Origin of the sequence: Klebsiella sp. K47, assembly GCF_051858335.1 — a bacterium.
In the GTDB taxonomy this organism is placed as follows: Bacteria; Pseudomonadota; Gammaproteobacteria; order Enterobacterales; family Enterobacteriaceae; genus Klebsiella; species Klebsiella pneumoniae.
In genome coordinates this window covers 26,708-49,135 of record NZ_JBPYUI010000006.1, presented here as the reverse complement: position 1 = coordinate 49,135, position 22,428 = coordinate 26,708, and the positions used below count along the sequence as shown (strand labels likewise).

At 53.3% G+C, this 22,428-nt stretch carries 21 protein-coding genes, 1 other RNA gene and 2 pseudogenes; 10 read left to right on the top strand and 14 right to left on the bottom strand.

The features are described 5' to 3' along the window. Positions 1-4: 4 nt before the first annotated feature. Positions 5-955 carry an agmatinase gene (gene speB / locus RRF55_RS07400; RefSeq protein ID WP_032438914.1) on the bottom strand — a complete coding sequence of 317 codons (951 nt, stop codon included), beginning with the start codon at positions 953-955 and terminating at the stop codon, positions 5-7. A 115-nt stretch (positions 956-1,070) separates the two neighbouring features. Between speB and RRF55_RS07395 the strand changes: the two genes are divergently transcribed. Then, complete coding sequence (locus RRF55_RS07395) at positions 1,071-1,982, top strand: LysR family transcriptional regulator (protein ID WP_032438912.1); 912 nt, start codon at positions 1,071-1,073, stop codon at positions 1,980-1,982. A gap of 413 nt (positions 1,983-2,395) precedes the next feature. Then, complete coding sequence (locus RRF55_RS07390; RefSeq protein WP_000888203.1) at positions 2,396-2,875, top strand: RrF2 family transcriptional regulator; 480 nt, start codon at positions 2,396-2,398, stop codon at positions 2,873-2,875. Between the two features lie 69 nt (positions 2,876-2,944). On the opposite strand, the gene RRF55_RS07385 is transcribed toward RRF55_RS07390, so the two are convergent. After that, the gene (locus tag RRF55_RS07385) at positions 2,945-6,097 is read right to left on the bottom strand and encodes a multidrug efflux RND transporter permease subunit OqxB25 (RefSeq protein WP_016947602.1); all 3,153 of its coding nucleotides are present in this window, start codon (positions 6,095-6,097) and stop codon (positions 2,945-2,947) included. A gap of 23 nt (positions 6,098-6,120) precedes the next feature. After that, on the bottom strand, positions 6,121-7,296 hold the full coding sequence (gene oqxA / locus RRF55_RS07380; RefSeq protein WP_002914189.1) for a multidrug efflux RND transporter periplasmic adaptor subunit OqxA: 1,176 nt from the start codon (positions 7,294-7,296) through the stop codon (positions 6,121-6,123). 333 nt (positions 7,297-7,629) lie between these two features. Between oqxA and RRF55_RS07375 the strand changes: the two genes are divergently transcribed. After that, on the top strand, positions 7,630-7,992 hold the full coding sequence (locus tag RRF55_RS07375) for a helix-turn-helix domain-containing protein (RefSeq protein ID WP_004899979.1): 363 nt from the start codon (positions 7,630-7,632) through the stop codon (positions 7,990-7,992). A 10-nt stretch (positions 7,993-8,002) separates the two neighbouring features. Here the strand turns inward: RRF55_RS07375 and RRF55_RS07370 are convergent, their stop codons facing one another. Next, on the bottom strand, positions 8,003-8,575 hold the full coding sequence (locus RRF55_RS07370; RefSeq protein ID WP_004174789.1) for a flavin reductase family protein: 573 nt from the start codon (positions 8,573-8,575) through the stop codon (positions 8,003-8,005). A 211-nt stretch (positions 8,576-8,786) separates the two neighbouring features. Between RRF55_RS07370 and RRF55_RS07365 the strand changes: the two genes are divergently transcribed. Together RRF55_RS07365 and RRF55_RS07360 are read left to right on the top strand one after the other, a co-directional pair. Further along, positions 8,787-9,671 carry a LysR family transcriptional regulator gene (locus RRF55_RS07365; protein ID WP_002914178.1) on the top strand — a complete coding sequence of 295 codons (885 nt, stop codon included), beginning with the start codon at positions 8,787-8,789 and terminating at the stop codon, positions 9,669-9,671. A gap of 124 nt (positions 9,672-9,795) precedes the next feature. After that, complete coding sequence (locus RRF55_RS07360; RefSeq protein WP_004180956.1) at positions 9,796-10,596, top strand: hypothetical protein; 801 nt, start codon at positions 9,796-9,798, stop codon at positions 10,594-10,596. A 482-nt stretch (positions 10,597-11,078) separates the two neighbouring features. On the opposite strand, the gene RRF55_RS07355 is transcribed toward RRF55_RS07360, so the two are convergent. From RRF55_RS07355 to RRF55_RS07325, 7 genes and pseudogenes are all read right to left on the bottom strand, one after another. After that, positions 11,079-11,738 carry a type I restriction enzyme HsdR N-terminal domain-containing protein gene (locus tag RRF55_RS07355; protein WP_021536585.1) on the bottom strand — a complete coding sequence of 220 codons (660 nt, stop codon included), beginning with the start codon at positions 11,736-11,738 and terminating at the stop codon, positions 11,079-11,081. Positions 11,739-12,084: 346 nt separating this feature from the next. Continuing rightward, positions 12,085-14,418: a primase-helicase zinc-binding domain-containing protein gene (locus RRF55_RS07350; protein WP_048332129.1), complete on the bottom strand. Its 2,334-nt coding sequence runs from the start codon at positions 14,416-14,418 to the stop codon at positions 12,085-12,087. Between the two features lie 14 nt (positions 14,419-14,432). Beyond that, a complete protein-coding gene (locus RRF55_RS07345; protein WP_048332128.1) occupies positions 14,433-14,753 on the bottom strand; it encodes a DUF5375 domain-containing protein in 321 nt (106 codons plus the stop codon). Beyond that, the gene (locus RRF55_RS07340) at positions 14,750-14,977 is read right to left on the bottom strand and encodes a hypothetical protein (protein ID WP_021536582.1); all 228 of its coding nucleotides are present in this window, start codon (positions 14,975-14,977) and stop codon (positions 14,750-14,752) included. The genes RRF55_RS07345 and RRF55_RS07340 overlap by 4 nt, the downstream gene beginning before the upstream one ends. Next, positions 14,974-15,168 carry a host cell division inhibitor Icd-like protein gene (locus tag RRF55_RS07335; RefSeq protein ID WP_021536581.1) on the bottom strand — a complete coding sequence of 65 codons (195 nt, stop codon included), beginning with the start codon at positions 15,166-15,168 and terminating at the stop codon, positions 14,974-14,976. Before RRF55_RS07335 ends, RRF55_RS07340 begins: the two co-directional genes overlap by 4 nt. Before the next feature lie 24 nt (positions 15,169-15,192). Continuing rightward, positions 15,193-15,411, bottom strand: a pseudogene (locus tag RRF55_RS07330) (ash family protein); the annotation flags it as partial. Between the two features lie 116 nt (positions 15,412-15,527). Then, positions 15,528-15,794 (bottom strand): helix-turn-helix transcriptional regulator, encoded by a 267-nt coding sequence (locus RRF55_RS07325; RefSeq protein WP_021536580.1) that lies wholly within the window; start codon positions 15,792-15,794, stop codon positions 15,528-15,530. Between the two features lie 537 nt (positions 15,795-16,331). Between RRF55_RS07325 and RRF55_RS07320 the strand changes: the two genes are divergently transcribed. The 3 genes from RRF55_RS07320 to RRF55_RS07310 are packed head-to-tail and all read left to right on the top strand — an operon-like array spanning position 16,332 to position 17,888. After that, positions 16,332-17,075, top strand: a complete 744-nt coding sequence (locus tag RRF55_RS07320) for a hypothetical protein (RefSeq protein ID WP_064153720.1) — start codon at positions 16,332-16,334, stop codon at positions 17,073-17,075. 2 nt (positions 17,076-17,077) lie between these two features. Further along, entirely contained in the window at positions 17,078-17,296 is a 219-nt protein-coding gene (locus RRF55_RS07315; protein ID WP_048332126.1) for an ogr/Delta-like zinc finger family protein, read from the top strand. Positions 17,297-17,324: 28 nt separating this feature from the next. Continuing rightward, the gene (locus tag RRF55_RS07310; protein WP_048332125.1) at positions 17,325-17,888 is read left to right on the top strand and encodes a phage polarity suppression protein; all 564 of its coding nucleotides are present in this window, start codon (positions 17,325-17,327) and stop codon (positions 17,886-17,888) included. A gap of 5 nt (positions 17,889-17,893) precedes the next feature. On the opposite strand, the gene RRF55_RS07305 is transcribed toward RRF55_RS07310, so the two are convergent. Next, positions 17,894-18,136: a hypothetical protein gene (locus RRF55_RS07305; RefSeq protein ID WP_227589996.1), complete on the bottom strand. Its 243-nt coding sequence runs from the start codon at positions 18,134-18,136 to the stop codon at positions 17,894-17,896. A gap of 115 nt (positions 18,137-18,251) precedes the next feature. Between RRF55_RS07305 and RRF55_RS07300 the strand changes: the two genes are divergently transcribed. Both RRF55_RS07300 and RRF55_RS07295 read left to right on the top strand, forming a co-directional pair. Further along, positions 18,252-19,646: an AAA family ATPase gene (locus RRF55_RS07300; RefSeq protein ID WP_064153709.1), complete on the top strand. Its 1,395-nt coding sequence runs from the start codon at positions 18,252-18,254 to the stop codon at positions 19,644-19,646. Continuing rightward, positions 19,643-20,569, top strand: coding sequence for a DUF4435 domain-containing protein (locus RRF55_RS07295; RefSeq protein WP_064153710.1), 927 nt, complete (start codon positions 19,643-19,645; stop codon positions 20,567-20,569). Before RRF55_RS07300 ends, RRF55_RS07295 begins: the two co-directional genes overlap by 4 nt. Positions 20,570-20,608: 39 nt before the next feature. Here RRF55_RS07295 and RRF55_RS07290 read toward each other — a convergent pair. After that, positions 20,609-21,797, bottom strand: a pseudogene (locus RRF55_RS07290) (integrase domain-containing protein). A gap of 184 nt (positions 21,798-21,981) precedes the next feature. Next, positions 21,982-22,344: a transfer-messenger RNA gene (gene ssrA, locus RRF55_RS07285) on the bottom strand. Positions 22,345-22,428: the final 84 nt, after the last annotated feature.

Sequence of the window (22,428 nt, the reverse complement as noted above, 5' to 3'; positions counted from 1 at the left end):
TTCCTCAGGCGTACTTCACGCCGGGCAGGACGCAGAGCATCTCGTACAGCAGGTTGGCCGCCAACTGGGAGGTATTACCGCTCACGTCGTAGGGGGGCGAGACCTCGACCAGATCGGCGCCAATCAGATTCAGGCCGCGGCAGCCGCGGACGATCTCCAGCGCCTGAATGGAGGTCAGACCGCCAACTTCCGGCGTCCCGGTTCCCGGAGCCCAGATGGGATCGAGGCTGTCGATATCAAAGCTGAGATACACCGGCCCGTCGCCCATCTGCTGACGGACTTCGGCCATCAGCGGCGCCAGCGAGGTATGCCAGCACTGCTCCGCCTGCACCAGGCGAAAGCCCTGGTCAACGCCCCACTGGAAGTCGCCGGTGGCATAGCCCTGGGCGCGCTGGCCAATCTGCACCACCCGTTTGAGGTCGAGCAGTCCCTCCTCAACGGCGCGGCGGAAGGTGGTGCCGTGGGCGATTTTCTCTCCGAACATCTCATCATTGGTATCGGTATGGGCGTCGACGTGGATGAGCCCCACCGGACCATGTTTTTTGGCCAGCGCCCGCAGGATCGGCAGGGTAATGGTGTGGTCCCCGCCGAGGGTCAGCGGGATCAGCGGATAACTATTCAAACCGGTGTAGTAATCTTCGATAATTTGCACCGATTTGAGCAGGCTGTAGGTATTGATCGGTACATCGCCGATGTCGGCCACCGACAGCGAGTCGAACGGCGCGGCGCCGGTTGCCATATTGTACGGACGGATCATCACCGATTCGGCGCGAATATAGCGCGGTCCGTAGCGCGTACCTGAGCGCTGCGAGGTGCCGATATCCAGTGGAATGCCGACAAATGCCGCGTCAAGTCCCTGTAAATCTTCGATAAACGGCAGGCGCATCATTGTGGCGCGGCCGGCGAAGCGTGGCATCTCATTGCCACCCTGCGGTTGGTGAAAGAGGTTATCCATGTCTGCTCCTGAATCTGACGGATGAAACGTAACAGGAGAGATAGTGCGCAACCCGCGCTGGACTTTACATCGTCTGACGTAAATACTCAGTTCATTTATTGGTGAACTAAATACGATGCTTCACGACGCCAGCCTTAATATTCGACAGCTGCAGGTTTTCGAGGCGGTGGCCCGCCTGGAGAGCTACAGCCGGGCCCAGCAGGAACTGGGTATTTCGGTCTCCGCCATCAGCAATGCGATGTCGCAGCTGGAGGGACAGCTCGGCTTCACCCTCTGCCAGCGCGGGCGCGGCGGCTTTTCTCTGACCGAGAAAGGCCAGCAGTTTTTACAGCAGGCGATCCGCGTACTGAGCGAACTCAATGAGCTGGAGCGGCAGTCGGCGCTGCTCAAAGGGGAGCACAGCGGCACCCTGTGCATCTCGACGCTCGACTCCATCGAGACCGAAACGGCGCTCTCGCTGCCGGTGGTTCTGCGCAGCTTCAGCGACAAATTTCCCCATGTGCATATCAAACTGATTATCCGCACCCCGGCGGAGCAACTGAACGGCGTGCTGAACAACCATATCGACCTGGCCATCGGCAGCTACAACTCGCAGGTGCATAACATCATCAGCGAGCCGCTGTACCGTGAACAGCACTGGCTCTACTGCAGCGATCTGCACCCGATGTTCTTCAGCCGCCAGCTCGATAAAGAGCAGATCAGCCAGTGCCCGCTGGTGACCCGCAGCTACTGGAACACCAGCGATCTCCGCCGTCGGGGCTTCAGCAAAGGGAGCGCCACCGTCGAGACCGTCGACGCCCAGCTGCTGCTGATCCTCTCGGGGAAATATATTGGCTATCTGCCGGAGCATTACGCCTGGCCGTGGATCAAAGAGAACCGCCTGCGGGTGCTGCTGCCCAACGAGTTTGGCTTTCAGTCGCCGTTCTCGGCCATCTGTAAGCGCGGGCGCAGCAATGAGCCCTATCTGAAAGCGTTCCGCGATCTGCTGAAGAAAAACACGGTGGCGCGGCCGAAGTGGAATTATTAAGCGGGGCGGGCGCTTCCCTCCGCCGCGGTGGTGATTTTCGCGCTTAGCGCGCTGCCCGGCGGGGGCATGTCCCCTGTTCAAAAAACGAACGGCAGCCGGTAGCCCGCCCGGGCTGCGGCTGCCAGGCAACTGCCTCCAGGTTATCCACAGGGTTAGGCGCCGCTGGTGTGGACAGGTCGCGGGGCGACAGGGCGCGGCTAGCGGAACAAAGGATGGCGTTTGCGTTAAATAAAACGGTACGAAGGGGAATCTGTGTTTGCCCCGCCTTTGCCCGTGAAATCAGAAAATTTACTTCGCAGGCTAACCGCAGATTGCTTCAAAAAAATTCCCGTATTTGTTATATTGTTGTTCATTGATTATTCACCTCTGCGGTGCCAAAAAGAACAAGATTCACCGCAACCCAGGACACTGCCATGTTAGATTACCGCTTCCCGACAGCTTTGCAGATGGTTCTCAGCGTAGCAATGGCGGAGCAGATGGGTGAACGTTCGACGAGTGCGATTCTGGCCTACGGCCTGGAAGCGAACCCGAGCTTTATCCGTAAACTAATGGTTCCGCTAACTCGTGACGGCATTATCGTCTCCACGCTTGGCCGCAACGGCTCAATTCATCTTGGCCGTCCGGCGGACAAGATCACCCTGCGTGATATCTATCTTTCGGTTATCGAAGATAAAAAACTGTGGGCGTCGCGTCCTGACGTCCCGGCCCGCTGCGTGGTCAGCGCCAACGCCTGCTGGTACTTCAAATCGGTTGCCGATGAAGCAGAGCAGGCTTCGTTAAACGTCCTCGCTCGCCATACCGTGGCCAGCGCGCTGGAGGCGGTCAAAAACGCCGATACCAGCGGCTGCGACCCGGTGCCGGAAATGATCGCCCGCTTTAAAAAAGCGCATTAATCATTTTCTGGTGACGAAAAAAAACCGCCTTCAAATTGTGAAGGCGGTTTTTTTGTTATCTGCTGCAGGCTAGGCGGGCAGATCCTCCTGGACCGGCTTCCTGCGGGTCACCAGTTTCCGTAGCGTCACGTAAAACACCGGCGTCAGGAACAGACCGAAGAGCGTCACGCCCAGCATCCCGGAGAACACCGTGATCCCGGTGACGCCGCGGACTTCCGCCCCCGCGCCGTGGCCGAGGATCAGCGGAATGGTCCCGGCGATAAAGGCGATGGAGGTCATCACGATCGGGCGCAGACGCAGGCGGCATGCCTCCAGCGCCGCTTCCATGATGCCTTTCCCCTGGATCTCCAGCTCGCGGGCAAACTCGACGATCAGAATGGCGTTTTTACAGGCCAGGCCCATCAGGACCACCAGACCCACCTGCACGAAGACGTTGTTATCGCCCCCGGTCAGCCAGACGCCAAACAGCGCGGAGAGCATCGTCATCGGTACGATAAGGATCACCGCCAGCGGCAGTGTCCAGCTTTCATACAGCGCGGCCAGCACGAGGAACGCCAGCAGCACCGCCACCGGGAAGACGATCAGCGCCGTGTTGCCCTGGGTGGCCTGCTGGAAGCTGAGATCCGTCCACTCAATATTCATCCCATTCGGCAGGATCTGCTTCGACAGCTCCTCCAGATGCGTCATCGCCTGTGAAGAAGAGAGGACCCGCGGATCGGCATCGCCAATCAGGTCCGCCGCCGGATAACCGTTGTAGCGGATCACCGGATCCGGCCCGTAGGTGGTACTGATATTCACCATACTGCCGATCGGTACCATTTCGCCCTGATTATTGCGGGTGCGCAGATTGGCGATATCTTCCACGCTTTCGCGGTATGGTCCGTCAGCCTGGGCCATCACGCGCCAGGTACGCCCGAACTGGTTAAAGTCATTGACATAAGACGAGCCGAGATAGGTCTGCAGCGTACCGAATAGCTCGGTTAGCGATACCCCCTGCGCTTTCGCCTTATCGCGATCGACCTGCACGTCCAGCTGCGGCACGTTAGCCTGGTAAGTCGAGATCGGGAAGTGCATCCCCGGCGTCTGCATAATCGCCCCGGACATCGCATTCACCGCGCTTTGCAGCGCGCCATAGCCCAGCCCTCCGCGATCCTGGATGTACAGGGAGTAGCCGGAACCCTGACCCAGTCCTAAAATCGGCGGCGGCAGGATGGAGAAGCCAAAGCCCTGCTGGATTTGCGCGATTTTGGCGTTGATCTCCGCGTTAATTTCCGCCGCCGTGTGTTTGCGCTGGTCGAACGGTTTCAGGCCAAAAAAGACCGTCCCGGTATTCGGCGTGTTGGTGAACTGCAGCGCGTTAAGCCCCGGGAAAGCGACCGCATAGTCGACCCCTTCGGTATTCATCCCGATCTCGCTCATTTTGCGGATCACCGCGTCGGTGCGCGCCAGCGACGACCCTTCCGGCATCTTCACGCCGCCAATGAGATACAGCTTATCCTGGGTGGGAATAAACCCGCCGGGGACGACTTTAAACATCACCCCAGCGGCGCAGAGCAGCAGCAGGTACACCGCAAACACTGCGCCACGGCGTCCAAGCGTTTTGCCTACCAGTCCCTGATAGCCGTTCGAGCTGCGCAGGAAAAAGCGGTTAAACGGACGGAAAATCCAGCCAAACAGACGATCGATCAGCCGGGTAGGGAGGTCTTTCTTCGCGCCGTGAGGCTTTAACAGCAGGGCCGCCAGCGCCGGGGAGAGCGTCAGCGAGTTGATGGCCGAGATCACCGTCGAGATGGCGATGGTCACCGCGAACTGTTTGTAGAACTGGCCGGTGACCCCGGAGAGAAACGCCATCGGCACGAACACCGCACACAGCACCAGCGCAATGGCGATAATCGGCCCGGAGACCTCACGCATCGCCTGATGCGCCGCGGCAAGCGGCGCAAGCCCCTCTTCGATATTACGCTCGACGTTCTCCACCACCACGATGGCGTCGTCCACCACGATACCGATAGCCAGTACCAGCCCGAACAGGCTCAGGGTATTCAGCGAGAAGCCCAGCAGATAGAGAATGCTGAAGGTACCCACCACCGATACCGGCACAGCGATCAACGGGATAATCGACGCGCGCCAGGTCTGCAGGAACAGGATCACTACCAGCACCACCAGCACTACCGCCTCCAGCAGCGTCTGCACCACCGCGCGGATGGAGTCGCGGACGAAAACCGTCGGGTCGTACGGCGCCGCCCATTGCATATCTTCCGGGAAGCGGGTGGCCAGCTCGGCCATTTTGGCGCGTACCGCATTCGACAGATCGATGGCGTTAGCGCCGGGTGACTGGAAGATACCGATCCCGACCGCATCCTTATTGTTGAGCTGGGAGCGCAGCGCATAGCTACCGGAACCCATCTCGATGCGCGCCACGTCGCGCAGGCGGACCAGCGAGCCGTCCTGCGCCGTTTTCAGAATGATATTGCCAAACTCTTCTTCGGTATGCAGACGGCCCTGGGCGTTAATGGAGATCAGGAAATCGCTCTCCTGCGGCAGCGGCTCGGCGCCAAGCTGTCCGGCAGACACCTGGACGTTTTGCTCCTGCATCGCCGTCACCACATCCGAGGCCGTCAGACCGCGGGCCGCGACCTTATTGGGATCCAGCCAGACGCGCATCGCATATTCACCGGAGCCAAAAATCTGGATCTGGCCGACGCCGGGCAGGCGCGCCAGCTCATCCTTCACTTTCAGCGTGGCGTAGTTGCGCATATACAGCGAGTCGTACTTCCCGTTTGGCGAAAACAGATGCACCACCAGGGTCAGCGTCGGAGACTGCTTCTGGGTGGTGATCCCCAGACGGCGTACATCCTCCGGCAGACGCGCTTCGGCCTGCGCGACGCGGTTCTGCACCTGAACCTGCGCCTGATCCGGGTCGGTACCCGGGCGGAAGGTGACGGTGGTGACCAGCACGCCGTCGGAGCCGGCGACCGATTTCATGTACATCATGTTTTCAACGCCGTTGATCGCTTCCTCCAGCGGCGTCGCCACGGTCTCGGCAATCACTTTCGGGTTGGCGCCGGGATATTCCGCGCGCACCTGGACGCTCGGCGGGACGACATCCGGATATTCGCTCACCGGCAGCAGTGGGATAGCGATTAACCCGGTGATAAAAATTAAAATCGACAGCACCGCGGCGAAAATCGGCCTGTCGATAAAAAAGCGGGAAAAGTCCATGTCTTGGATTCTCTGATTAGGGATCAGTTAAGGGTGGCGCTGGAGGTCATGGCAACAGTTTTGGCGTTAACCGGCATACCCGGCATAAACACTTTTTGTAAGCCGTCGACGATGACGCTATCCCCAGGATTCAACCCCTTCTGAACGATGCGTAAACCGTCTGCCAGCCGCCCTGGGGTAATGTCGCGGCGCTGTGCTTTACCATCTTTATCAACGATATAGACGTATTTACGATCCTGATCGGTCAGTACCGCTTTGTCGTCGATAAGCGTGGCTTTGAACTCTGCGCTGCCCGGCAGACGCACGCGGGCAAACAGCCCTGGCGTGAACAGACGCTGCGAGTTATCCAGCAGCGCACGCATGCGGATGGTGCCGGTACTCGGCGTTAACTGATTATCGAGAAAATCCACTTTGCCCTGGTGGGGGTAACCTTCCTCGCCAACCAGGCCAATCTCCACCGGAAGCGCCTGATTATCGCTGGACGCGCCTTGCCCGCGGCGGGCGAGGTTTTGATAGTGGAGGTAGGTTGACTCGTCGACGTCAAAGTAGACGTACACCGTCTTCTGCGAGACCAGGGTGGTGAGCACGCTGGCGGTGTCGCCCGCGGTGACCAGGTTACCGCTGGTGATCAGCGCCCGGCTGGCGCGGCCGTCAATAGGGGCGGTCACTTTGGTGAAGTCGAGGTTAAGCTGCGCGGCATCCACCGCCGCCTGCGCGGCGCGAATGTCGGCCTGTGCCTGAACCGCGGCTGACCGGCGCTGCTCCCACTCTTCACGGGAGACGAGGTTGGTATGGACTAATTTATCGGTGCGGTTCGCCTCGCTTTGCGCCAGGCTGGCCTGCGTTTTGGCTCTTGCCAACGCCGCCTGCGCCTGCTCCAGCGCGGCGCGATAGGTTCTGTCATCTATCGTGAACAGCACCTGGCCCTTTTTCACCTCCTGGCCGTCGGTGTAATTCACTTTATCAATGTATCCCGAGACGCGAGGGCGAAGCTGAACGCTCTCCACCGCTTCAATGCGACCGTTAAAACTATCCCACTGACTGATCGACTTCACCAGCACCTTAGCGGCGCTGACCGTCGGGGCGGGAGGCGCAGCATTCTGCGCGACGCTGTCGTCGCAGCCGACGAGCAGAAAGGAGAGCATCATCGCGCCGAGCGCGGTCAGGTGAATGTTTCCCCAGGTTTTTTGCAGGCTCATTATTTTTATTCCGGTAAATGTAGCCGCCGGGCAAGACGCAGCGTGAGAAGCCGCGCCACTTCCTTTGTCCGGGCTGGCTTAAGGCCATTTGTGTCGATCATCGCCACAAAACTGTAACAATTTCGAATACACTATCGCGGCGATTGTAGGAAGGCGCTTAACTAAGTGCAAGAATAATTGTTGCACTTTATGTGCGGTCCAGGGGGGGATAAAAAACCGCGATCCCGGCGTGGATTTAAATGTAACAATAAAACTTGCATTTTGTGTAAAAACAGGCCACCTTTAAATGCAACTGACAAAGATGCTTTTAACCGGCCGCGAGGGGGTAACATGATGAACACTGGCGCCATCATTCAGGATCTGATCGACTGGATCGACAACCATCTTGATAGCCGTCTGGATATTGACACCGTTGCCCGACGAGCCGGCTATTCGAAGTGGCACCTGCAGCGGATCTTCAAAGAACATACCGGGCAGCCCCTCGGAGAATATATTCGGGCGAAAAAGCTGCAAAAGTCGATCGAACGCTTAGCCCACAGCAACGAGCCGATCCTGAACGTGGCGATTGCCCTCGGCTTTGACTCCCAGCAGTCCTTCAACCGCAGCTTCAAGCGCCGGTACGGCCAGGCGCCCGGCGTCTGGCGCCGGAGTATCAGCCGCTCTGTTGCGCAGACATCTCGTCAGCGATCCGCATGACCGGGGAGGGTCAGTCCTGACCCGGCCCATGATCGAATTTGCTGCCTTTGCCGATGGCATAGAACTGCCCGCCTGCGACATAGTGAACGGTCCGTAGCTCGTCCGGCGCATCATCAAAAATCCAGTGTCCGTTGCGGAATACCCGGTCATCGCTCCAGGCGGCGACGATATCGCCCATAAACAGATTGTGTTGCTGCTGAATGTCCGGGTAGGGCATCACTTTGCACACCAGCCAGCCCGCACAGCCTGCCACAAGAGGAAGATCAAATTCCGGCTGATAAAAGAAGGGGATGGTGTCATTTTTATCCGGCGCGTCGGCATAGCTGCGCCCGCCAGCGTAGAGGACGGTTGCCATCTGGCTGACTACGGGGATCTGCACCACGAAATAGCCGCTCTTTTCCACCAGCTGACGAGTGAAAGCCTGGGTGCCAATATAGGCCACCACTTTTCGCTCGCCTGCCAGCCCAACCCAGGCGGCTGACATGACATTTTCGACGCCATCATATTTTGCGGAAATCATGGTGGTGGACCCGACCTGCAATAAACGATAGGCCTTACTTATTTCGACAGGCTGAACGGACATGGTTTTTCCTTTGTGCATGCTATTTAACGTAATGATTATCTGGATATTTATTGAGGGCATGTTCATTTTCGGGCCCCCTTTCGTAATCCACCGTACAACGATACGCCAGGCGATTAAGCGTAAAAAGGTGCGTAAATTGTTTTCATTATTCATAATCCACGAATAATCATGCCGTCTGTCGGTAAGCTGCTCGCTACAGGAGAGAAAGAAGGTGGATCGTATTCAGGCTATGCAGATGTTTATGCGCGTCGCGGAGGCAGGGAGCTTCGTGCGTGCCGCGGAAACCCTTTCCCTGCCGGCCTCCACTGTCACCAGTACCATTAAAAACCTTGAAAAATACCTGAAGGTGCGGCTGCTGAACCGGACCACAAGGCGGGTGAGCCTTACCCCGGAAGGGATGCAGTATCTGGCGCAGTGCCGGGAAATTCTCGCCCTCATCGAACATAGTGAATCCACCCTGAGCGAGTCTGTCGCGCGGCCTCAGGGGCGCCTGCGGGTTGATATGCCCGCGGGCATCGCGCATTTCATCGTCATGCCGCATCTGCCGGACTTTTACCGGCGCTATCCCGATATCTACCTGATGATCGGCGTCAGCGATCGCCAGGTCGATCTCATTCAGGAAGGCGTCGACTGCGTGATACGAACGGGAGAGCTGAACAACTCCAGCCTGGTGGCCCGCCCTCTGGGCCGCTTTCGCTGGGTCACCTGCGCGTCACCGGACTATCTCAGGGAATATGGTGTGCCGCCGTCACCGGAGGCGCTCTCTCAGCACCGGGCTGTGCATTATTTCTCCGGTCAGGCGAGGCGGGCCGATGAGTTCCGCTTCGTCCGCCATGGCGAGACCTTTTCTGTACCCGTCAGCGGCAACGCCGCGGTGAATGAAACGGGGCTCTATATAAAAATGTGCCTGGCAGGATTTGGGCTGGCGCAGCTGGCGGAGAATATCGTTGCTGACCACCTGCAGGAGGGGAGACTGGTGGAAGTGCTGACGGACTGGCAGCCGCCCCCGGTACCCGTCACATTGCTCTATCCGCACCAGCGCTTTCTGTCTCCCGCCGTGCGGGCGTTTGCTGAGTGGATGAGCGAGGTGGTTTGAGGGGAGTATTGCTTGCATTTAGCGCTTCACGATGGAGGGTAGGGTTCCAGCAGAAATATCTGGTCTGCTGATGAATCACTCGATATTCTGTAATGCTTTGTCTTTTTTGTGAACAGGAAAAAGTATGCTTAATACGCTACCCGATTTACACAGAAGTTTTGCAGAGCAACTGAAGCTTAAATTACAGTCTGATTCGCGGATCCACTCCCTTCTCGCCGGCGGCTCGTTTATCCATGGCGGGTTTGATCAATACTCCGATCTGGATTTCGTGGTGGTGATCGACCCTCTCTATTATGACGAAATCATGGCTCAGCGTATGGCGTTCGCCGGAACGCTCGGCCATCTGCTACATGCTTTCACCGGGGAACACGTCGGTGAGCCTCGCCTGCTGATCTGCCTGTTTGGCCCGGAACTTCTGCATGTCGATCTGAAATTTATCACCCTGGACATGCTCACTCAGCGCGTTGAGGAGCCTGCCGTGCTATTTACCCGTGATAACGATGCTCTCAAGCGACAGCTGGCAAAATTTAGCGCGCACTGGCCGAACATGACGCCGGAGTGGTTTGAGTCCCGGGCCTGGATCTGGCTGCATTATGCCGTGGTTAAACTGGGCAGGGGGGAACTCTTCGAAGCGCTGGGGATGCTGTCTTTCTTCCGGGAACAAGTGCTGGGACCGATGCTGTTTCGTCGCGCCAATCTACCGCAACGCGGCGTTCGTCGAATAGAAGCCCTCGGCATTGATCCCGATGGCCTGCTGACTTCCACTCTGGCAACACACGATCGTCACTCCGTCGGGATTGCCATTCGAAGGGCTGCTGACGCTTATGTCAACCTGCGGGCTGATGCGCTGCCTGACAATATCGCAGACGATGCGGCGCGTCGGGCGGTCCTTGCCATGCTGGACGCGTATTCTCACAAGGGGTAAATCTATCCCTCCGGCCGCGGACGCGGCCGGAGGGTGAAAGGTGTCGTTGGTGGTCTAATTCTGAGAGGGATGGGTTGCCGGGTAATTGGTAACGCGAAAACAACAGAGCTTTTCGTTGGGCCTATCAATGGGCCTAAAAGGTTCGGATTTCCTGAGTTCTCTTCAGACGTCGTGGGGCAAATTGCAGGCACAAAAAAGCCCGCAGGGCTTGCGCCGTGCGGGCTTTCAGGACTTCATCGGATGACTCTGGTAATCACCGATGGAGAATTTTGGGCTGGCGGAGTCTGACTTTGTCTTTTAATTGTCTGTATTTAATGGTTTTTTTATTAAATTGAGATTTTGGATATACCTAAGCGTATACCAATTCTGCTTTGTAGGCACAAAAATACAGTCATGCTGGTATGACAATTCCAACCCCGTCACAGCTTGTATCCATCTGGTCACACATGACAAAAGCAGGCAACCAATACTAAGAATTTACTTTACGGCTCTTCGCTATTGGGGTTCTTAACTTTTTCCCATTCAATGCCCAACCCTTTAAATTTTTGTGCAAATGGGATTACTATGAGCGCAACACAAGCCCCTAATAGTGCCATTCTCTCAGTGGTTAAAAAATTAAATCGTATATCTGCAATTACTATAAGTAATAAGGCGACAGCAAGAGACCAAGTAACTCGTTGAAAAATATCCATCGTTTGAGATTTTTTCTGCCGAATATCATTTTTCCTAACTGCTGACTGCTCTGCGGTAAGGGCTCGAAAAGTTGGGAAAAGATTGAAATCAGATTTAACTAATTCACCCGAATCACTGACTGAATACAGTGAAAATGGCAATGGGTTATTAGGCAGGGAGGATACGGTCACCAAGAAAAGTGGGATTTTTTCATTTCCAATTGCTTGTTTGTATCTTTTTAATTGATTTAGAGTGTTTTCGCTATGTGCAAATCTGTCTGACTTTATTTCAATAATAGCAAGATATTCTTTCTTTTCTGGATCTATAATTGCAAAGTCTGGTCTATATGTGTTTTTGCCATCGTTGGAGAAAAATGCAGGTTCGTATAATATAGAATCTTTGGTATATCCTAGTGATAATAAGTATTCAGAGAATTTATTTTCCGCCTCTGAATGGTAATTGTTGTCCATTACAGTCCCTCTCTGCTGTGTGAAAACTAGTGAGCTAAATTAATAAGGTAACTAAAAAACGCAAGAGATTCAATTGATTAACGAGTGATAGGTCAAGTCAAGGTCAAACTCGGCGATCATGATGGTTATCTTGTTGAATCACAGCCAGACATGATGAATTTCTAGGTTGGAGAAAAAACTTTTTTTCAGGAAAACTGTTCACACTGTTCACACTGTTCACACCGTTGTTTTTGCTTTTGATTTCATAGTGATACGTTGTGAATGGTTGGTGAGCAGTGAACACTTTACTGTTCATTTTTGCCGTTTTGCAGGTAAAAAAAGACCGGCGATTGCCGGTCAGGATAGATTATTTTGCTACAGGGTCATCACATTTCGGCAGCCAGTCGGCGTTGCTTTCCTCTCTTAGTGTTAGATTGGTTTGTATGCCCTGATTTTTTCGGCGCTTCTCATAACTTAGCCCGTACTCTTTCAGCATAGCTGGCAGCCCCTTACCGAACATGGTGAGGCTCAGGGTGTTCCTGTAGCCGTGGGCCTCCATATACGCCAGATAGGCATGATACAGATACAGGCGCGGCTGACGCGGAATGATGTTGGCATTGCCAATATACATTCCCTCAGGCTCCGGCAGTGCTTCCAGATAGCCGCAAAAATCAAATGTCGGGTCAGCATCGCGTTTAATACTGAGCGCCTCGTCCGAGTTCTGCTGTGACTGGAGCAGGGCGCGGGCGGTCATCGGGTCGCTGAACTTCTGCATAAGCTGCCGAACAATCACCGCCAGCTCACGGGCGATTTTATTCTTAAGCTGCGGGTCACGTTCCTCCGGGGCAATCTGTTCCGGGAAATGCAGAATCACCCGGCGCCGTGAGACACCGCCGCTACGGTCGGTAAAGCGCATCGGGTTATTGTTCACGGCCAGAATCACCGCCGGAATATGGGTGGAGTACGCATCCTTGTATTTCGGGTCAACGGAGACCGCATCCCCGCCGGTGATGGCCTTGAGTCCTGCCCCGTCACCACTCCATTTTTCCTGGTCAGGCAGGCGTATCAGCGAGAAGCCAATCAGCGCAGCGCGTTCACGCGGTGATTCCAGCGTTTCGATGGTGGCCGATGTGGCGTTATCTTCCCCGGCGAGCAGGGTCGCAATTTCGGCCAGAATACTTTTCCCGCTGCCACCCGGCCCGGTCACTTCGAGAAAGAGCTGCCAGTCGTAGCGGTTCGCCAGTACCATAAACAGGGCGGCAAGTATCACGTCGCGTTTTTCCGGTCGGCCACCGGCGGCACGGTCGAGCCAGCGCCAGAAATCCGGCGCATGGGTTTCCAGCGTTTCGCCCTCCACCGGTGGGGTAAAATCGACATCACAGAGTGTGCGCAGCCAGTGCGATTTATGATGCGGGCTGAAAGTACCGGTAGCGGTATCGAGTACGCCGTTACGAAAACCAATCAGACGGCGCGCCGGTGCGTCCTGCTGCGGAATAATCAGTTTCAGGGTCTCCACCACTGAGGCAATTTTCCCCGACGAGAACGGTGCGCGCAGACGCTGAAATAACCCGGCCACGTCGCGGGCAAAATCCGATGGCGGAATGATTTTCCATATACAGGCCTCATAGCGAGACAGGAGCTGGCCGTTTGCGTCCACGGCCAGCGCTTCGCCGTAATGTTCATGCACCCGCATTGCCTTTTCACTGGTGCTCATGGCGGTAAATTCCGCCTCGCTCATGGTAGTGAAAGGACTGTCAGCCAGTGGCCGGATGGCGTCATAAATCGCTTTCCGCGTCGCCTCTTCGCCTTTCTGAACGAACGCATCATTCCAGTCACCGAACACCGGCGGCAGGGCAACAACACCCTCACAGGCGTCTACGGCCGCAGCGGCTTTTGTCTGGCCGGCGCCGTTAAGGTCACAGTCGGCGGTGAGGACAATCTGACAGGCCGGGTGTTTCTGACGGGCAAGGCTCGCCAGAGAAAAGAGGTTCACGGAGGACAGCGCCACCATGACGGTTTCGCTGGTCAGGTGATGTACGGTGAGTGCCGTCGCATAACCCTCCGCAATCCACAGGCGTTTTCCTGCCTGTTTTTTTCCTCCGATGACATGACATGTCCCTTTGACCTGACCGCCTTTCAGGGTGCGTTTGAGACCGTCAGCATTAATAAGCTGAAGGTTAACCAGTGCGCCGGTATCCTCATACAGCGGGACAACCACATCCCCGGCGCGGAACGTCACGCCGCCGGTTTTATGCATGACTGTCAGTACCGGACATTCCCGGTCGGGGAACCCCTTGCGGGTGAGGTAGGCGTTGTCGGTGGCCGGGCGCGTTTTCTCCAGCAGTCTGACGGCCAGCGCGGCCGCCGCTTTGCGGTCGGCATCGGTTTCAGCCTCTGCGGCTGCCATCACTTCCGGGGCAACCGGCGACAGATTGCCGGTCACGGCGTCCACCTTCCCGGCGGCTTCTGACGGGGTCACGCCAAACACTTTTTCTACCAGCTTAAGCCCGTCACCCGCGCCGCACTGATTGCAGAACCACGTCCCGCGCCCTTCTTTATCGTCAAAGCGAAAACGGTCAGAGCCGCCACACACCGGACAGGCCTGATGGCGGTTTTTAATCACCTTCACACCCAGCGCCGGAAGAATGCGCGGCCAGTGGCCGCACGCCTGTTTTACCGTTTCTGTTACGTTCATTTTCATCGTTGTTTTCTCCCTCAGTGCAGTACCGGTACGGTGATGTGACGGGCGCAAAGCTCATCCATCACGGCCAGCCCGAGAAAGGACAGCGACGGCGCGGCTTTGAGTGGACCGGCTTCCATTAAATCTTCCAGTAATGCACAGGCTATCTGGCGGCCTTTTTCCTCGCCGTGCTGGCGCAGGTAGAAGCCCTCCAGCTCGGTAGCGATGGCACTTTCCAGCGCGTCGAGGGTGAGGTTCGGGTAGCGGCGCTGGCGTTCGCACAGGGTCAGCCATGCACAGGCCACGGCGCGACGATACAGCGCGGCGCGTAATACGGGCGGTAATGGCTTTTTCATACGTTGCCCTCCCCGGTCAGCCAGTGCTGATTGCAGCGTTCAACCACGCCGTCGAGCTGGGCGGTCATGAGATAAATCACGGAGGTGAGCTGTAACTGCTGCGCCGGGTCACGACGAACGGTGGCGCAGTCCTGTACCTGCATCAGGTCGCTGACGAGCTGGCCGACATTGCGCATATGCTCCAGACATTCGAGGTCACGGGCGGTAATGGTGGTGTGTCTCATGCGCGCACCTCCGCAACAGGCAGACGGCCAGCAAATGAGAGGACGTAATCGCGAACGAGGGAAAGTCGTGCGGCGTGCTCATCACCGGCAACGGTGCGGAGCATACAAATACGGGGTTTACGGTCTGCACGACGAACGGCGGCAAACACAAAAACAAATTGCGGGTGTAACGGGGTGAGGATAGTAGCCATGATGGCAGCCTCCATTGAGTAGCGGTTACTGCTACCACCGGAAACGCCAATTTCACTGGTGGCAGCCCGAACGGGGTTGGCGTAACCGGCCTCAATGGATACCGGCCAGCCCGAAGGCTGCCCCGCCCGGACTACCATTATCTTGCTGGAACCATGGTGTATAAAAAGACACCACAACCCGGAAAATGGGTGTGCCTGAGCTACGACGAAAAAAAAGACGCACGGCGCGTCTGGTGTCGCCATTGAGTTTCGCGGAACGCCAATTCCGGCTGTCGATTTTGCGACAGCGGGAAAACTATACCTGGAAACGGCGAAAAGAAGCAAGCCAGAAAAAGGGGCTGAATGCTGAACGGTCATCATCATGCGTCACAGCCCCGGTTGCGTTCGGCAATGCGATCTGCCATCCATGCGGTGATTTCAGACTGCGCCCACGCCACGTTTTTACCGCCCAGGCTGATTTGTTTCGGGAAGGCTTCCCGGCTGATGAGGTCATAAATGGTCGACCGGGACAGGCCACACAGATGCATCACTTCGGGCAGGCGGATAAAGCGCTCCTGAACGGCATCAGAAACCGGCATCAGCGGCGCGGCAGGGGCAGAAGACGGGGAAGAAAAAGCGGTGTGCATCGGGCTACCTCATAATGTCCATACAATGCCGGTCATGTCCGTCCGGCTTCGGGTAGCTCCTTATTATGTCTATATTTTTCCTCGGGTCATGTGAGATTTTCGGGGAAACAAACATTGACTTTTCGCTCTGGCGAACAAAGGCAAACGCTGGCAAAGATATGCAAATCACTGCATTACAATGCAGCAATTTCTATTGCTTTAAGTTATACATTTTTCATTTTTAATCGAAATAAAGTCTAAGCGGTATAGGCAGAGCAAAACAGGAGGGTGAACAGTGGTGAACAGACGGTGAACAGTCAGTCCCTCAACTGTTCACCCTTTATCTCACTGTATTACTTATATTTTTATTTAAGGTGAACAGTAGTGAACAGTTATAAGTAAAAAAACAAACGATGAGCAAGGTTTTGCTGAGGTCTTTCTCTGGCCAGCCGGGTTTTGAGTGCTGTTTGTGCCAGAACTGCCACAACTGCAATGAATCGAGATGTTGTGTGATGAAGGGCAGAATAATTTCAGGTTGAATAAACGGAGAGCCTGAACATGAAACCCGAAACAGTCATTACCGCCCTGCAAGACGTTGCCGCTCAGCAGTACGCGGAGAACAGCCAGCACGTCACCGACAAGCTGAGCGCATTTACTGCGGCCAGAGACACCCACGCGGCCAGCATGCAGGCGCTGAAAGAGATTGATACGTCCATTGAACGCTGTAAGCAGGAGCGGCAGACCGCCCTCGATGAGAGCCCAGAAGCGGAGCTGGACTGGCGCAGCCGCTTTCGCACCCTGCGCGGCAGTCTCACCCCTGAAATGAAAGCTGAGCACAGCAGGCGTATCGCCAGTCGCGAGCTGGCCGACGAGTTCACCGGTCTGATTGCGGAGCTGGAGACAGACCGGACACGCGCTATGCTGAATGCCTGCTCCACCGGCAATAAATACCTTTCAGCGCATGAAGATGCTTTTACCGCTTATGCCGGTGCGGAATGGGCTCAGGCTGTCAATGCGATTCCTGTCGCCCTCATCCGCGCTTTCCTGCTGCGCATTCGTGCCCTCGAAATGAAGGGAGAAAGCGCTCCTCAGTCCGTGGCCACCGGCGAGCTGCGCGATGCGCTGAGCCGTCAGGGCAGCCTGTATCACTTCGATATGACGCAGGAGCCGGTGTTGTCCGTGACGGGCATGCACCGGCCGCAAATTACTGACGTTGATACGGAACTGTTACGCAGCCCTGCGAAGAGGATGATGCTTGCCAGAAAGCTGGCTGAAAATGGCGAGACAAAAGCGGAGGGGTAAGCATGTTTCACTGTCCGTTCTGCAAAACCAGCGCGCATTCCCGCACCAGCCGGTATCTGTCCGATAACGTCAAACAGCGCTATCACCAGTGCATGAACATCGAATGCTCGGCCACATTCCGCACGCTTGAATCCATCGACGGGGTTATACGTTCACCGGCGACCGAGCCGGTTATCCCTGTACTCGCACCGGCGGCCACCGTTAACCGTGCCGGTGCGTGAGCACGGCCAGACATCAGGAGAGACATACGTGACCACACTGACGCTACAGAAAGCCTGTGAGGCCTGTCAGGCAAATAAATCCGCCTGGCTGCAACGCCGGGATGAACTGAAGCAGGCCGAACAGGCATACCGCGAACAGCTTGCCGGTAACGGCCACAGCGGCCAGAGCCTGCAAACCCTGCGCGAGATTATCGACGTGAAAAAATGGGAAATTAATCAGGCTGCCGGTCGCTATATCCGTTCGCATGAGGAGGTGCAGCGCATCAGCATCTGCGACCGATTAAATGATTTTATGCAGGCGCACGGCGCGGAGCTGGCCGCCGCCCTTGCCCCTGAGCTGATGAATTATTCCGGGCAACATTCCGCCGTTCAGCGCTGCGCCATGCAGCGCTCACTCGATTATCTGCGTGAGGCGCTACAGCTCTGGCTGGTCGCCGGTGAAAAAATTAATTATTCGGCGCAGGATAATGACATTTTAACGGCCATCGGATTCAGACCTGACGCGGCTTCGCGTGATGATAATCGTGAAAAATTTACACCTGCACAGAACCTGAATTACAACCGCCGCCGTGCAGAACTGGCTGTGCAATAGTTCGCTTAAAAATCCCCGAAAATCCCGCTATTTTTACGTATAAAAGCCATGCATGCATAAGGTGCATGGTTTTGCATGCGTTTTAACGTCACTGAATTCCCCGCCAGCGCCAGCACTGGCGCGCCCTGAGGCTGGTCATGCACCTGCATTAAAAGCGCCCCCTTAAGCGGGCAGGCGGGGCGGGGAGAGCATTGCGCGCGCATGGTAGTAGTATAAAATTTTAATAATGTTTTTTTGGAATTGATCAAACGTGTACTCAAGGCTAATTTAGCAATATATTGGTAACTTTGGTGCTGCTTGTCAGAGGGAGTCTTAACTTAAGTTTCTGTTGGGGCTCAAATGTACTGCAAAAGGAGATGAATTGTGGCTGTCAGAACAATAAGTAAAATAGAGCTTTCAAAAATCCATAATAGATATAATTTAAGTGTGGATTTTTTTAATGATCTTAATGTTATTCATGGTAAGAATGGCGCTGGAAAATCTACACTCATACATGTTATTGCTAATATAGTCAATGGCGATTTTATTAGATTTGCGTTCTTAACTTTTGAAGAAATAAAGGCTACATACAGCGATGGCATGGAAATAGAAATACGCAGAGATAAAATAGAAGAGCAATCTTATATCTCGGTGGTGCTTTCCAACGGGAAGCATATCAACTTCGCAGTTGATGAAGCTATGGCAGCGGTGAGAGAAATTGAAAGTGACCGCCATATGAGGGATCGAGATGTTAAATCAATGTTGGTAATTGATATAAATAGATTTGTTAAGGAGAATGAACTGCAAAAGGTAAGTGCATCTTACTTCCCTGCATTTCGAACTATGTTAGAAGCATGGAGTTCTTCTTCGGATGCAGCATATGAGAGAAGAGCTCTTCGCCCCTCATTTTATAATCGTAAAGCCAGTGTTTTTGCGCGTGAGCTGTTTGGTCATTTTTTGCCTAGTATAAATTATCCATCTCCAATGGAGATCGAAGAACGTTTGAGAGAAGAAATCAGGCGAGCGCAATTGGGTATAGCAGCTTATGAAAGTCGAACTTTTTCTGAATCATTTGTTAAAGTATTTTCGGCATTATTTGATAATTCAGCTGTAGAAGGAGAAATTACTGGGGATTTATTAAAAGAAATAGAAGGGTTAGCAATAGCACAAGATAGCTCAATTAAAAATGATTATTATGCGGAGTATTCAAAGGTATATGAAGAGATTAGGTCTTTAATTAATAGAAATTTAAAGGGCAAGGTCGAAAATTCTGTTTCAGGTGCTTTGGTTGTATATCGCGATGCGTTGAGGGATAGGCAAGATTATCAAGAAAAAGCTTTTTCTGAAATTGATAACTACATGTCATCTGTTAATTCATTTTTAGAAGATAAAGAGATGGCTTATGATTTTGACTTAAGGCGGAAGTATCCAAAAGTCGGACTTAAATTCCCGGATGGTTCATGGAGTCCTATTAGAGTTTTATCCTCTGGGGAAAGGCAACTTTTAACTATGCTTTATGCAGCATCTAAGATGGGAGATGATGCAATTGTACTTATTGATGAACCTGAGATTTCGCTACACATCGATTGGCAAGAAGATCTATTAAAAAGAATGCTTTCCCAACTTAGTGGCCGACAAATTATTGTGTGTACACACTCGCCATCTATTGCAACAGGCTACGAAGATTTTATGATAAATATTTCACCGGAGTTTATTTCTTCGCGTGATGACGATAATCATAAAGACTCAGAAGAAATGGAAGAGGATGAATCTTTATGAGTTCATGTGCTTACACTGTTGATAGCTATATCACATCATTGAGCATGAGCTCTAAAAAGCGGTTGTTGGTAGAAGGAAGACATGACCGTTCACACCTATATCAATTAATTTATAAATTTAATCCTGCGTCCAAGGTTAAAATTGACACAGCGCAAGACATAAAAGCATCTGACAAAGCTATGTCTAAAAACAATAGGTTGAAAATAGAGACTATTCATTCGAGGGTTAAAAGTAAAGATAATATATCTTTTCTATGCGATCGCGAATTCAGAGAGTTCACTTTTAATGACCAGGTTGAAGATTTATTGAATTCACATTATTGTGACGATTCTTTGTATTGGACTTTAGGACATTCGCTTGAGAATTATTTCTTCAATGCCGCAGTAATAATGGATGCTTTTCAGTTTCTTTCGCCCTCTGAATATAAGTATAAAGCTATCGAATTATTCTCGAAGCTAATATCCTCATCTTTTGCTGTTCTAGCTGCAATTTCTATTGCAGCCAAGAATATTGATAAGTCTGGATTGCCGGCTGCGTTGATTGATTGGAAGGATATAGTAATTAATGAAGGATATATCAATCTGGTTAGGCGTGACGCTTATGATATTGACCCGGAATGTGTAAACAGCTTTTTTAATGCTTTTGATGCAGTATTACCCAGCGTCATAGCTTCAGAGGTTGGGGTTTGCTCCAGAGTAGTTAGGGGGCATACAGGCATCTTACTTTTACAAAAACTATTCGCAGCATGCTTGTATTATGTTGGTAAGGAAGATGATCCTATACTGGCTGATGCAAGCGCAAATTACTTTTGTAATATATCAGAATTATCACTTACAACTGCATTAGCTGAGAGTTGGGTAAGAAAAATTGGAGTACTTGAGGATGTATATTTTCCTGACTCACTTTTGAAGGATATTGAGTGATAATTGGCCAGCCTAGTATATACAGGCTGGCCATTTGTATCATGGATGAATTTCGTTACCCCACCAGCACATAAGCTCGACTCTCTGATGAAGATAAGTCGAGCGATTATAAGCCTTTCGAACTTCATTTTTATCACTATGAGCTAAAGCCGCTTCAATAACATCTGCATTGAAACCCGCTTCATTCATAGCAGTACTCGCTATTGAGCGCAAACCATGTGCTACTAACTTACCCCCATATCCAATTCGTTTTAACGCAGCATTTGCAGTCTGACTATTCATCGCTTGCTTTGGATCATTTCTGCTTGGAAAAATATGCTCACGGTGAGCACTGATTGGCTTCATCACTTCCAGAATATCTAATGCTTGAGGTGATAGGGGAACAATATGCTCACGCTTGGCTTTCATCCGCTCGGCTGGAATAGTCCAGAACTTTGCATCGAGATCGATCTCCGCCCACCGAGCACCTGAGGCCTCAGAAGGGCGCACAAGTGTCAGGAGTTGCCATTCAATGAGGCAGCGAGTCGGAACAGACAGGTTTGACATGATTAAAGAACGCATTAGCTTCGGCAATTCTTCTGGTCGCAGCGTCGGCATGTTTTGCTTTTTTTGGTTTCTCAAATGCCATACTAATACCGGATGCAGGGTTGGCATCAATCAAACCGGTGTTAACCGCATAAATCATTATCTCGTTTATGCGCTGCACCAGTCTACGAACAGTCTCAAGCGCCCCACGAGCTTTGATTGGCTTAAGTGCTTCAACAAATGTTCGGGCTTTGATTTGCTGAACGGGAATCTCACCAATTGCAGGGAATACATCTTTCTCCAGTGAGCGCCAAATGTCTTTTGCGTAATCAGGGGTAACGCTTTTGCTTTTGAGTTGGAACCAGTTAGCGGCGACCGTTGAAAAAATACTGTCCAGTGCGATTTGCTGCTGTTCCTCTGCAACTTCAGCTTGAATTTGCGGGTCGATTCCGTTGGCTAATAGGGCAAGGTAATCAGCCCTTAAACCTCGGGCGTCAGCAAGCGAAAGGGCTGGGAAGGCACCCAGCCCCATCATTGTCCGCTGTTTTGTCGCCGGACGTTGATAACGGAAACGCCAGAGCTTTTTCCCGCTGGTTTTCACTATAAGGAAAAGCCCGTCGCCATCATGCAGCGTTAGATCCTTCTCTAACGCTTTAGCGCGCAGAACTTCGGTGTTGGTCAGGGGGCGTGTTGTCCGCGCCACTGTGGCCGCTCCTTCATGAATTGGTATACGCTTTTAGGTATACATCCTACCGTATACCTAAACGTATACCAATAATCACCGGATTTAGCCGGATGTTCTCGGACAACGACAGATACAAAAAAGCCCGCAGGGCTTGTGCCATGCGGGCTTTCTGTACTTCACCGGACGTATCCGGATCATGATTTGGTGGAGCTGGCGGGAGTTGAACCCGCGTCCGAAATTCCTACATCCTCGGCACTACATGCTTAGTCAGTCTTTACATTCGCTTGCCAGCTGCGGACAGACACGCCACTAACAAACTAGCCTGATTAGATTTAACGTTTCAACCCCAGGCAGGGCATCCACGCGATCTCTTTTGGGTTTGACCTCTCTTTGATCCCCGTCTTAAGAGCGGAAGCTAGGGAGAGAGGGCTCAGAGCAGGTTATTAAGCTGCTAAAGCGTAGTTTTCGTCGTTTGCGACTATTTTTTGCGGCTTTTTACGAGGCCAACCGCCCCTCGGCATGCACCTTGGGTTTCGCAAATCCCGTCGAATCCAGAATCAGCCCCAATGTGTAGGTCAAGTATAACAGATTTGTGAATGTCGTTACCAGCCCCATCACGCAGGATTATTTCAGCAGGGTGGACGAAAAA